The organism is Hydrogenophaga sp., assembly GCF_028698005.1.
GTDB lineage: Bacteria > Pseudomonadota > Gammaproteobacteria > Burkholderiales > Burkholderiaceae_C > Hydrogenophaga.
Genome location: NZ_JAQVEJ010000098.1, coordinates 1 through 10803 on the forward strand (window position 1 = coordinate 1; position 10803 = coordinate 10803).

14 protein-coding genes are annotated in these 10803 nt (G+C 70.7%); 12 read left to right on the plus strand and 2 right to left on the minus strand.

Annotated elements, in window-relative coordinates:
• Positions 1–474, plus strand: a 474-nt coding sequence (gene coq7 / locus PHQ87_RS10450) for a 2-polyprenyl-3-methyl-6-methoxy-1,4-benzoquinone monooxygenase (RefSeq protein WP_300233692.1), incomplete at its 5' end; no start/stop codon positions are given.
• Between the two features lie 9 nt (positions 475–483).
• On the opposite strand, the gene PHQ87_RS10455 is transcribed toward coq7, so the two are convergent.
• Positions 484–936, minus strand: a complete 453-nt coding sequence (locus PHQ87_RS10455) for an OsmC family protein (protein ID WP_300233694.1) — start codon at positions 934–936, stop codon at positions 484–486.
• Between the two features lie 266 nt (positions 937–1202).
• On the opposite strand from PHQ87_RS10455, the gene ilvA reads away from it, so the two are divergent.
• Both ilvA and PHQ87_RS10465 read left to right on the plus strand, forming a co-directional pair.
• Entirely contained in the window at positions 1203–2765 is a 1563-nt protein-coding gene (gene ilvA / locus PHQ87_RS10460; protein WP_300233697.1) for a threonine ammonia-lyase, biosynthetic, read from the plus strand.
• A 17-nt stretch (positions 2766–2782) separates the two neighbouring features.
• Positions 2783–3823, plus strand: coding sequence for a nicotinate-nucleotide--dimethylbenzimidazole phosphoribosyltransferase (locus tag PHQ87_RS10465; protein ID WP_300233699.1), 1041 nt, complete (start codon positions 2783–2785; stop codon positions 3821–3823).
• Here PHQ87_RS10465 and PHQ87_RS10470 read toward each other — a convergent pair.
• A complete protein-coding gene (locus PHQ87_RS10470; RefSeq protein ID WP_300233703.1) occupies positions 3800–4267 on the minus strand; it encodes a type II secretion system protein N in 468 nt (155 codons plus the stop codon). The two genes, PHQ87_RS10465 and PHQ87_RS10470, sit on opposite strands and share 24 nt — an antisense overlap.
• Before the next feature lie 84 nt (positions 4268–4351).
• Here PHQ87_RS10470 and gspG point away from each other — a divergent pair, with 84 nt between their 5' ends.
• The 9 genes from gspG to PHQ87_RS10515 form a co-directional block, all read left to right on the plus strand.
• Complete coding sequence (gspG, locus tag PHQ87_RS10475; protein ID WP_300233705.1) at positions 4352–4831, plus strand: type II secretion system major pseudopilin GspG; 480 nt, start codon at positions 4352–4354, stop codon at positions 4829–4831.
• Between the two features lie 171 nt (positions 4832–5002).
• On the plus strand, positions 5003–5491 hold the full coding sequence (locus PHQ87_RS10480) for a prepilin-type N-terminal cleavage/methylation domain-containing protein (RefSeq protein WP_300233707.1): 489 nt from the start codon (positions 5003–5005) through the stop codon (positions 5489–5491).
• Positions 5488–5859 carry a type II secretion system minor pseudopilin GspI gene (gene gspI, locus PHQ87_RS10485; RefSeq protein WP_300233710.1) on the plus strand — a complete coding sequence of 124 codons (372 nt, stop codon included), beginning with the start codon at positions 5488–5490 and terminating at the stop codon, positions 5857–5859. The genes PHQ87_RS10480 and gspI overlap by 4 nt, the downstream gene beginning before the upstream one ends.
• The gene (locus PHQ87_RS10490; protein ID WP_300233712.1) at positions 5859–6545 is read left to right on the plus strand and encodes a prepilin-type N-terminal cleavage/methylation domain-containing protein; all 687 of its coding nucleotides are present in this window, start codon (positions 5859–5861) and stop codon (positions 6543–6545) included. The genes gspI and PHQ87_RS10490 overlap by 1 nt, the downstream gene beginning before the upstream one ends.
• Positions 6542–7534, plus strand: a complete 993-nt coding sequence (gspK, locus tag PHQ87_RS10495; RefSeq protein WP_300233714.1) for a type II secretion system minor pseudopilin GspK — start codon at positions 6542–6544, stop codon at positions 7532–7534. Before PHQ87_RS10490 ends, gspK begins: the two co-directional genes overlap by 4 nt.
• A gap of 80 nt (positions 7535–7614) precedes the next feature.
• Positions 7615–8835 carry a type II secretion system protein GspL gene (gspL, locus tag PHQ87_RS10500; RefSeq protein WP_300233716.1) on the plus strand — a complete coding sequence of 407 codons (1221 nt, stop codon included), beginning with the start codon at positions 7615–7617 and terminating at the stop codon, positions 8833–8835.
• Positions 8832–9323: a type II secretion system protein GspM gene (gspM, locus tag PHQ87_RS10505; RefSeq protein ID WP_300233719.1), complete on the plus strand. Its 492-nt coding sequence runs from the start codon at positions 8832–8834 to the stop codon at positions 9321–9323. The genes gspL and gspM overlap by 4 nt, the downstream gene beginning before the upstream one ends.
• 5 nt (positions 9324–9328) lie before the next feature.
• Entirely contained in the window at positions 9329–10126 is a 798-nt protein-coding gene (gene gspN / locus PHQ87_RS10510; RefSeq protein WP_300233721.1) for a type II secretion system protein N, read from the plus strand.
• A gap of 127 nt (positions 10127–10253) precedes the next feature.
• A partial coding sequence (locus tag PHQ87_RS10515; RefSeq protein WP_300233723.1) for a secretin N-terminal domain-containing protein occupies positions 10254–10803 on the plus strand: 550 nt, incomplete at its 3' end.

Consider the following 10803-nt stretch of genomic DNA (forward strand, 5'->3'; position numbering starts at 1 on the left):
GAGGTGTGTGCGCAGGCGCTCTACGCGGGCCAGAGCCTGGCCGCGCGCCAGGCCGCGCACCCCGATCTGCCGCTGGCCCGACACCTGGACGAGGCCGGCCGGGAAGAGACCGACCACCTCGCCTGGACCCGGCAGCGGCTGGACGAACTGGGCGCGCGCCCGTCATGGCTCAATCCGCTGTGGTATGCGGGCGCTTTCGGCCTGGGCTGGGTGGCGGGCCGGGTGGGGCGTGCGGTGAGCCTCGGTTTTGTGGTCGAGACCGAGCGGCAGGTGGAGGCACATCTGGCCAGCCATCTGGACCGGCTGCCCGCCGCCGATCAGGCCTCGCGTGCCATCGTGGCGCAAATGAAGGATGACGAGGCCCGCCACGCCCGTGAGGCCGAACGTGCCGGCGCCACGGCGATGCCCGCGCCAGTGCGCGGGCTGATGCGCGCCGCGGCCAAGGTCATGACCACGGTCGCGCACCGGGTGTGATGGCGCTCCTCAGGGGGCGTCCACCAACTCGTAGCTCGTCGTGATCTCGGCGGTCTTGGCCAGCATGATGCTGGCCGAGCAGTACTTGTCGTGGCTCATGGCGATGGCGCGCTCGACCGCTGGCGCCGGGATGCCCTTGCCGGTGACGGTGAAGTGCATGTGGATCTTCGTGAAGACCTTGGGATCGGTCCCGGCGCGCTCGCTGCTGAGCTTGACGCTGCAGCCGCGCACGTCGTGGCGACCGCGCTTGAGGATCAGCACGACGTCGTAGGCCGTGCAGCCGCCCGTGCCGGCGAGCACGGTTTCCATCGGCCGGGGGGCGAGGTTGGCCCCGCCGTTCTCGGGGCGCGCCGCGTCAGGTGCCCCGTCCATCGTCAGCACGTGGCCGCTGCCGGTTTCGGCAACAAAGCCCATGTTCGATCGGGTGCCGGCCGCGCCGGTCCAGGTAACGGTGCATTCCATGAAGGTCCTGCGGGTGTGATCTATGTCTGGAAAACAAGGGACAGTTCTCTAAAAACAACGCAACAAGGTGTTGACTTGTTGCATTGCAGCAAGAGACTGTTATACTTGCGCCATTGTATTGAAGGTTGTCTCCTCTACCCTCCACGGGTGGATTCCAGCCCGGACCACACAAGAGTGGTCCGGGTTTTTTTTCGACTGCGGGTCGCGCCGTATCATCGACGGGAAGGAACACCCACATGCCCAAAACACAGCCAAACCCGGAACCCATGCCGGCTGCCACCCCGCTGACCCCCGCCGAATACCTCCAGAAGATCCTGACCGCCCGCGTGTATGACGTGGCCGTCGAATCGCCGCTGGAACCCGCTCGCGGTCTCAGCCGCCGCCTGCACAACAAGGTCCTGCTCAAGCGCGAAGACCAGCAGCCGGTGTTCAGCTTCAAGCTGCGCGGCGCCTACAACAAGATGGCCCACCTCACGCCCGAGCAACTGGCCAAGGGCGTGATCTGCGCCTCGGCCGGCAACCACGCGCAGGGTGTGGCGCTGGGCGCCAAGAAGCTCGGCTGTCGTGCCGTGATCGTGATGCCCACGACGACCCCACAGCTCAAGGTGGATGCCGTGGCCGCCCTGGGCGGCGAAGTGGTGCTGGCCGGCGACAGCTATTCCGACGCCTACCAGCACGCCGTCAAGCTGCAGAAAACCGAGGGTCTGACCTTCATCCACCCGTTCGACGATCCGGACGTGATTGCCGGCCAGGGCACGATCGCCATGGAGATGCTCAGCCAGGTGCAGAAGCTCGGCAGCCCCCGGCTGGATGCGGTGTTCGTGGCCGTTGGCGGCGGCGGGCTGATTTCCGGCGTGGCCAACTACATCAAGGCCGTGCGGCCCGAAATCAAGGTGATCGGGGTACACACGCGCGACTCGGACGCGATGTTGCAGTCGGTGCAAGCCGGCGAGCGCGTGGAATTGGCCGACGTGGGCCTGTTCGCCGACGGCACCGCCGTGAAGCTGGTGGGCGAGGAGACGTTCCGCATTGCCCGCGAACTGGTGGACGACTACGTGGTGGTGGACACCGACGCGGTGTGCGCGGCCATCAAGGACATCTTCGTGGACACGCGCTCCATCGTCGAGCCCTCGGGCGCGCTGGCGGTGGCGGCGATCAAGCAGTACGTGGCCCAGCACAAGACCAAGGGCGAGACCTACGCGGCCATCCTGTGCGGTGCGAACATGAATTTCGACCGCCTGCGTTTCGTGGCCGAGCGGGCCGACGTCGGCGAGGAGCGCGAGGCGCTGTTCGCGGTGACGATCCCCGAGGAGCGAGGCAGCTTCAAGCGCTTCATCGAGGCCATCGGCAACCTGCCGGGCGGGCCGCGCAGCGTCACCGAATTCAACTACCGCATCGCCAGCGCCGACGAAGCGCACGTGTTCATTGGCCTGAGCACGCAGGGCAAGGGCGAGTCGGCCAAGATTGCGGCCAACTTCAACCGCCAGGGTCTCAGGACGCTGGACCTGACCCACGACGACCTGGCCAAGGAGCACCTGCGTCACATGGTCGGCGGCCATTCGCCACTGGCTCAGGACGAGCGCCTGCTGCGCTTCGTCTTTCCGGAGCGGCCAGGCGCGTTGCTGAAATTCCTGAGCCTCATGCGCCCGGGCTGGAACATCAGCCTGTTCCACTACCGCAATCAGGGCGCCGACTACGGCCGCATCCTGGTCGGGCTGCAGGTTCCCCCCAAGGACGACAAGGCTTTCCAGCGCTTTCTGGACACCCTGGGCTACCCCTATGTCGAGGAAACGCAGAATCCGGCATACCGGCTGTTTCTCAGCCGCTGAACCGGACACCCTCGCCCATGCACCCTGGCGCCGCCACCGACCCTCCCCCGGCGCCGGCAGCGCTGCCCGGCCTGTCTTTCCCGCCGGTGCGGCCAGTGGCCGCCGCCTGCCCGGGCGCGGCTGACACCTCCCCCTGGGGACGTCTGGCCGATCTGTCGACCCGGCTCACCGCCATCCTGTCAATGGACAGGTTGCGCAGGCACGCCCAGGTGCAACCACAGTTGCTGGTGTTCGCCGCCGACCACGGAATCGCCGACGAGGGAGTATCGCGGTTCGGCCAGGAAGCCACGCGCCACCGCGTGAATGCCTTGCTCGCCGGGGAATCGCCCGTTTACCGGATGGCCAGCGGGCTGGGCATCGCCATGACGGTGGTGGATGCCGGCGTTGCGGTGCCGCTCACACCGGTGGACGGCCAGCCGGGCCTGGTCACCCTGTTGCCGCGCAAGATCGGCTACGGCACGCGCAACATGGTGTTGCGCCCGGCCATGTCGGTGGAGCAGGGCGTGGCCGCCCTGCGTGCCGGGATGGATGTGGTCCGTTCTCTGCCGGGCGACACCGTACTGATCGGCGAGGCCGGCGCCGCCAGCACGGCATCGGCCATTTTGCTGCTGTCGCGCCTGTGTGGCGTCCCGCTGGCCGATGCCTGCGGCCAGCATCCGGACCTGAGCGAGGCGATGACCCGGCACAAGCTGGAAAAACTGTACGCCGTGGCATCGCGTCACCGCAAGGCCGTGACGCCGTTCGATGCCCTGGTGGCGATGGGCGGCTTTGATCTGGCCATGATGACCGGCGCCATGATCCAGGCGGCCAGCGAAGGGCGGCTGGTGGTGGTGGACGGCTTCGTGGCCAGCGCCGCCGCCCTGGTCGCGCGCGGGCTGGTGCCGGCAACCGCAGACTATCTGGTGTTCGCGCACCTGTCGGCCCATCCGGGGCACCGCCTGCTCATGATCCATATGCAGGACCGCCCCCTGCTCGACATGGAACTGCGGATCGGCCAAGGCGCGGGCGCCTTGCTGGCCTGGCCGCTGATCCGGTCAGCGCTGGAGCTGAAGCTCTAGGTCGCCGGTTTCACCGGTGGTGGGCGAGAGCCAGACCCGGCGGCGCTCCACGGCACGCAGCACCCAGCCGTCCCCCACCGCACTGCCCACCAGGAAGGGCCGGGGCGGTTGGCCATCGACCGCGATGAGGGCGGCGCCGCGCGCGTCGGGCTGGGCAACGACGCCCGCCAGCCTCAGCCGGGCACCGGTGTCGGCCGCCGGCCCGGCGGCGCCCGGGCTGCCGTCGAGCCCCAGCGCGCGCGCGACCGCGACCGGCTCGACCGCGACCGCGGTGCCTGCGGCCACAGGCACCGGCTGCCAGGCCGTGCCCGAAAGCAGGATGAGCAGCCACCCGGTCAGCGCCGCGCCCGCAGCCAGCCAGATCAGGCCAGCCGCCCACAGCGGTGCGTGGCCGACCCGGGCGACCAGTGCTCCGGGGTGCCGCGAGGGTGTCTGCAACGTCATGCGACGATTATGATCCAGACCGTCATGCCGCGACGGCGGGTACCCAGCCGCGGCCGCCGCACCCTCCGGGAGATTTGTTTGCCCATGCCTGCTGCCACCCCACCCTTTTCCGCCTGCGCACCCTCTGCCCGCCGCCCGCGCCTGCGCGCCCTGCGGCGTCGGGCCGGCTTCACCCTGATCGAGCTGATGGTGGTGCTCGTGATCATCGGTGTGCTGGCCGCGCTGATCGTGCCCAACGTGCTGGACCGCGCCGACGATGCCCGCGTCACCGCCGCGCGTACCGACGTGAACAACCTGATGCAGGCACTGAAGATGTACCGGCTGGACAACCAGCGCTACCCCACCGCCGAGCAGGGCCTGCGCGCGCTGGTGGTCAAACCGGCATCCAGCCCGGTGCCGCCGAACTGGCGTCCTTACCTGGACAAGCTGCCCTCGGATCCGTGGAGCCAGCCCTACCAGTACCTCAACCCGGGTGTGCACGGCGAGGTGGACGTGCTGTCCTTCGGTGCCGACGGCAAGCCCGGCGGCGAGGGCCGGGATGCCGACATCGGCAGCTGGCAGTGAGTGATGCCCCCACGCTCCGCCGCTGACGCGGGTCGCTGCCCCCCGAGGGGGCTGATCCCGCCTTGGGGCGGCCCGGCGGCGGGATCGGTGCCCCCACGCTCCGCCGCTGACGCGGGTCGCTGCCCCCCGAGGGGGCTGATCCCGCCTTGGGGCGGCCCGGCGGCGGGATCGGTGCCCCCACGCTCCGCCGCTGACGCGGTGCGGGGGTTTACATTGCTGGAGCTGCTGATCGTGGTGGCCATCGTGGCGCTGGCGACCACGGGCGTGAGCTTCGCCCTGCGCGATGGCCGGGCGGCGGCACTGGACCGCGAGGCACTGCGGCTGGTGGCGATGCTCGAATCGGGCCGGGCGCAGTCGCGCACCACGGGCGTGGCCGTGCGCTGGCGACCCGGCGACGACGGTTTCGCGTTCGAGGGGGTGAGCGAGCGCGGCGTATCCACCGAGTCTCTGGCCGGTCACCGCCCCTGGCTCGACCCGCAGGTGCGGGTCCGCATCGTGGCGCCGGCCGGTGCCGGCGCCCTGGTGCTCGGCCCCGAGCCACTGCTGCCCCGGCAGGTGGTGGCGCTGCGGCTGGGCGCGCGCGAGCTGCGCATTGGCACCGACGGCATCGGGCCGTTCGGTCTGACGGAAGCCGATGCCGGGACGGAGGCGCGGCCATGAAACGCGGTCTGGGTGGATTCACACTGATCGAGATTCTGGTGGCACTGGCCGTGGTCGCCGTGGCGCTGGCCGCGGGTTCACAGGCCACCACCGCACTGATGCGCGGCGCCGAGCGCCAGGGCGAGGTCTGGCTGGCCCAGCTGTGTGCGGAAAACGCGCTGACCCAGTTGCGACTGCAGCGGCAGCTGCCGCCCACGGGCGACAGCTCGTCCGACTGCGAGCAGGGTGGCCGCCGGTTCGAGGTGACGGTGTCGGTGAGTCCCACGCCCAACCCGAACTTCCGCCGTGTCGATGCGCTGGTGGACACCGGTGAAGACAACCGGCGATACCGTCTGGTGAACCTGTCCACCATCCAGGGGCGCTACTGATGGCCCGCGCGCGCGGCTTCACGCTGATCGAGGTGCTGGTGGCCATCGCCATCCTGGCGGTGCTGGCCCTGATGAGCTGGCGCGGCATCGACGGCATGGCGCGCACGCAGTCGCTCTCGCGCGAGCACGCGGACGCCCTGCTGCGCATGCAAAGCGCGCTGGAGCAGTGGATCACCGACCTGAACGCGGTGCAGCAGACGGGCGAGGTCAGTGCCATCGACTTCGATGGCATGGTGCTGCGCCTGACACGCAGCGACCCCGACGAGACCGAGCTGGACAGCCCGGGCATCCGCGTGGTGGCCTGGTCACGCCTGCCGGCCGCATCGGATCACGGCACGGCCTACCAGTGGGCCCGCTGGCAATCGCCCCCGTTGCGCCAGCGGGACGAGCTGGCCCGTGCCTGGCAGCGCGCCGCGCAGTGGGGCCGTGGCAGCGCGGTGACCGACCCGGATGCCCGCGACAGCGAGGTCCGGCTGTTCGGGCTCGACGCCTGGCAGCTGCTGTTCCACCGGGGCGGCGCGTGGACGAATCCCCAGTCGTCGGCCGGGGCGGAGGACGGCCAGGCACCCTCGGTGGGCCTGATGCCCGACGGCGTTCGCCTGACGCTGCAGCCCGCACCGGGCCTGGCGCTGACAGGCCGTATCACCCGCGACTGGGTGCGGCCCACACTGGGAGCGGGGCCATGATCCGCCGCCACCGCGAACGGGGCGCCGCGTTGCTGCTGGCCATGCTCACGGTCACCATCGTGGCGACGCTGGCCGCCGCCGCGGCCTGGCAGCAATGGCGCGCGATCGAGATCGAGATGGCGGACCGCCAGCGCAGCCAGTCGGCCTGGATCCTGACCGGCGCACTGGACTGGTCGCGCCTGATCCTGCGCGAGGACGCGCGCGGCAACCGCAACAGCGGCAACGGCGACCATCTGGGCGAGCCCTGGGCCATGCCGCTGGAGGAGTCGCGCCTGTCGAGTTTTCTGTCGGTGGACCGCGACAACAACGCGGACGACGTCATGGAGGCCTTTCTGTCCGGGCGCATGACCGACCTGCAGGGGAAACTGAATTTCCGCAACCTGCTGGCCGGCCCGGGCGCCGGTGCCGATGCCCAGGCGTCCATTTCGCAGCCGGACCTGGCGGATTTCCGTCGCCTGTATGGGGACCTGGGTCTGAATACGGAGGAGCTGGAATCGGCGGCGCAGCGGCTGCTCGAGACGCACCGGCGTGGGGAAGACGAACTCGAGCCATCGGACACACCGCTGATGCCCGTGCGCTATGCGCAACTGGGCTGGCTCGGCATCTCGCCGCGCAGCCTGCGCGTGCTGGCGCCGCACGCCACCTGGTTGCCCACCCGCACACGCGTGAACCTGAACACGGCCAGCGAACAGGTGCTGGCCGCCACCCTGCCCGGTGTCGAACCGGGGCTGGCACGCCAACTGGCGGCCCAGCGCGAACTGACACCGTTCGCGAAGCTGGACGATGTCAGGCGCTGGCTGCCGGCGGGACTGGACAAGGTGGTGGACGAGGCACGGCACGACGTGCGCAGCCAGCATTTCGAGGTCCATGGCCGCCTGCGGCTGGGCACCGCCGTGATCGACGAACAGTCGCTGGTGTCGCGCAGCGGCCTGCAGGTGCGGCTGCACTGGCGCCGGCGCGCCACGGGCCAGGATGCGGCGCCGCGCTGAACGCGGGTTCAGGGCAACCCTGCACCACTCTCTAGAATGGCACCCCATGGTTTTGCCGATCTGATGTCCGAACGACGAACGTGCTGATACTCCGCCCCCCGCTGCCTGCCGACCACGGCGCCGGCCAGGACCTCTGGTTCGACTGGGTCCGCTCGGCCCATGGTCAGACCGGCGAGGAGCATGGGCAGTCGCCCCTGGCGCTGCTGCCCCGCGATGTGGAAGTGGTGCTGGTGGTACCGGCACCGGCGCTGTCCTGGCATCACGTGGTGCTGCCCAAGGCTCCCGCCAAGCGCCTGCGTGCCGTGCTGGACGGTCTGCTGGAAGAGCAATTGCTCGCCGACCCGGGCGAGGTGCATTTCGCGCTCGCACCCGATGCACGTCCGGGACAGGCCACCTGGGTGTGCGCCTGTGACCGCGGCTGGCTGCGCGGACTGCTGGATCGGCTCGAATCGGCGGGGCGGCCGGTGACCCGCATCGTGCCGTCCGTCTCCCCCGTTCCGGAAGGAACACCCGTGCGGCACGTGGCGTTCAGCCAGGGGGCCCAGCCCTGGCTGGCATCGGCCCACGCGCTCGGTGTCGGCGTCCAGCCCCTGGCCGGCCCCCATGTCATCGCAGGACTGCAGGCCTGGGGTTGGTGGCCGGCGGCGGCGGATGCCGTCTGGCTGGCCGAGCCCGGCGCCCTGCAACCGGCGGAACAGGCTTTGCCCGAGGTGCGCTGGCAGCCGCAGCCGTTGGCGCAATCCCTGCTGTCGGCTGCCGCCGGCCGCTGGAACCTGGCCCAGTTCGACCTGAGCCTGTCGGCCGGCGCGCGGGCCGGCCAGCGCTGGCGCCAGCGCATCCGCACCCTGCTGCATGACCCGGCCTGGCGCGCCGCCCGCTGGGGCCTCGCCACACTGGTGGTGGCGCTGATCGGTGGCCTGAACACGGCGGCCTGGCTGCAGGAGCGGCGCCTGGCACAGAAAAGCGCGGTGATCGAATCGCTGCTGCGCGAGCAGTTTCCGCACGTGGGTGTGGTGCTGGATGCACCGGTCCAGATGACCCAGGAGCTGCGCCGGCTGCGCGCCGCCAGTGGCGTGCCGGCACCGCAGGACCTCGAAGCACTGCTGGCGGCGGTCGGCCGTGCCTTGCCGGCGGGCCAGGCCGGGCCAGGCACGCTCGACTATGACGGGCGCAGCCTGCTGCTGGGTGGCTGGAGTGCCCCGGCGGAGACATTGGGCAGCGTGAGGGACGCCTTGCAGGCCCAGGGCCTGAGCGCGCGGCTGGATGCTGGCCTGCTGCGGGTGGAGGTGGACCAGCCATGAAGCCACCAACCTCCCGCTGGCAGGCCCTGCTGTCGCGCATGAGCCCCCGTGAGCGGGCCGCCGTGGTGCTGGCGGCGTGGATCGTCGGGCTCGGCGCGCTGTGGGGGCTGGGCATTGCGCCGGCCTGGCAGACATTGGCCAGGGCGCCGGCGCGGCACCAGGCCGTGGACACGCAACTGGCGCGGATGCAGGCGCTGGCCGCGCAGGTCGAGGACATCCGGCGCGGCAGCGCGGGTGACCTCCCGGCGCGCGATGCGGCGCTGGACGTCCTGCACCGCACGGCCCGTGAACTGGGCCCGGGATCCGTGATGCTGTCCGGCGACCAGGCGAGCCTGCGCATCCATGGCGTGGCCCCGGATGCGCTGGCCAGGGCACTCGACCAGTTGCGTCGCAGCGCCCGGGTGAACGTCGTGCACGCCGAACTGAAGCGGCGGGGCGATGGCTGGAGCGGCGTCGTCACCCTGGCGGGTCCGGGCCTCGGGGACTGAAGAACATGCGCGGTGCCGTCGTCTCCTCCCCCGCCCGGCGCTGGGCCATCGCCGGTGGCCTGCTGGGTGCCGGCCTGACGCTGCTGCTGTGCCTGCCGGCTCGCTGGCTTGCCTGGCCCCTGCGTCAGCTCACACAGGAACACCTGCTGCTGGTGAACGCGGGCGGCACCGTCTGGCGCGGCCACGGTGATCTCGTGTTCAGCGGCGGCAAGGACAGCCGCACGCGCACCGCGCTGCCGCAGGGCCTGCGCTGGCGGCTGCAACCCGGTGGTCTGGGCCTGCTGACGCTGAGCATCGAGGCCCCCTGTTGCACCACGACCCCGTTGCAGGTCGGTGTCGGCCTGGGCTGGGGGACGGGCGAGCTGCGGGTCGCCCCCGTGCGGGTGCACTGGCCCCCCGAGTTGCTGCATGGCCTGGGCACGCCCTGGAACACCCTGCGGCTGGAGGGGCGCTTCGAGATCGAGACACCGGGCGTCCGCGTCGCCTGGGTGCAGGGCCGCACGACCTTCGACGGCGCGCTGCGGTTCCGCCTGCTGGAGCTGTCGTCGCGCATGGCCACGCTGCGCCCGCTGGGCAGCTACCAGATCGATCTGTTGGCGGCGGACAGCGGTGGCCTGCCACGCATCGAAATGGCGACGCTGCGCGGCGACCTGCGCATCGACGGCCAGGGCCAGTGGGTCGGCGGCCGGCTGCGCTTCCGCGGCGTGGCGACGGCCGCACCCGGCCGGGAAGCCGCGCTGGCCAATCTGCTGAACATCATCGGGCGACGCAGCGGCGACCGCTCGGTCATCCTGCTGGGGTAAGCCGCCAGCGGCAGGCACAGAACTTGGGGATAGGATCACGGGCATGAAACAGCACGCCAAGGGCATGAACAGCAAGCGGCGATACCGGCTGGGTATCTGCGCCAGGCAGACCTTGCTGGCACTGGCCATGGCCGCCGGCGCGACGCTGGCTGCGGCGCAATCCGCTGGCGGCCGGCAGACGGTCGCGCCCGTCACGCTCAACTTCGTCGACGCCGACATCGAGGCGGTGGCCCGGACCATGGCGACCATCACGGGACGCAACGTGGTGGTCGACCCACGCGTCAAGGGCACGGTCAGCCTGGCCACCGACCGGCCGGTGCCACCGGATGCGGCGCTCAACCAGTTCGCCGCCGCCTTGCGCCTGCAGGGCTTCACGCTCGTGGACACCAGCGGCCTGTACAAGATCGTGCCCGAGGCGGACGCCAAGCTGCAGGGCAATGTGGTCAGCGCCGGCAGCGCGGTGCCACGAGCACAGTCGAACCAGATCGTGACCCAGATCTTCCACCTCAACCACGAGGCGGCGAACAACCTGGTGCCGGTGTTGCGGCCTCTGATCGGGCCGAACAACACGATCAACGTGAACCCGGGTACCAATGCGCTGGTGATCACCGACTACGCCGACAACCTGCAGCGCATCGGTCGCATCATCTCGGCGCTGGACGTGGCCGGCGCCACCG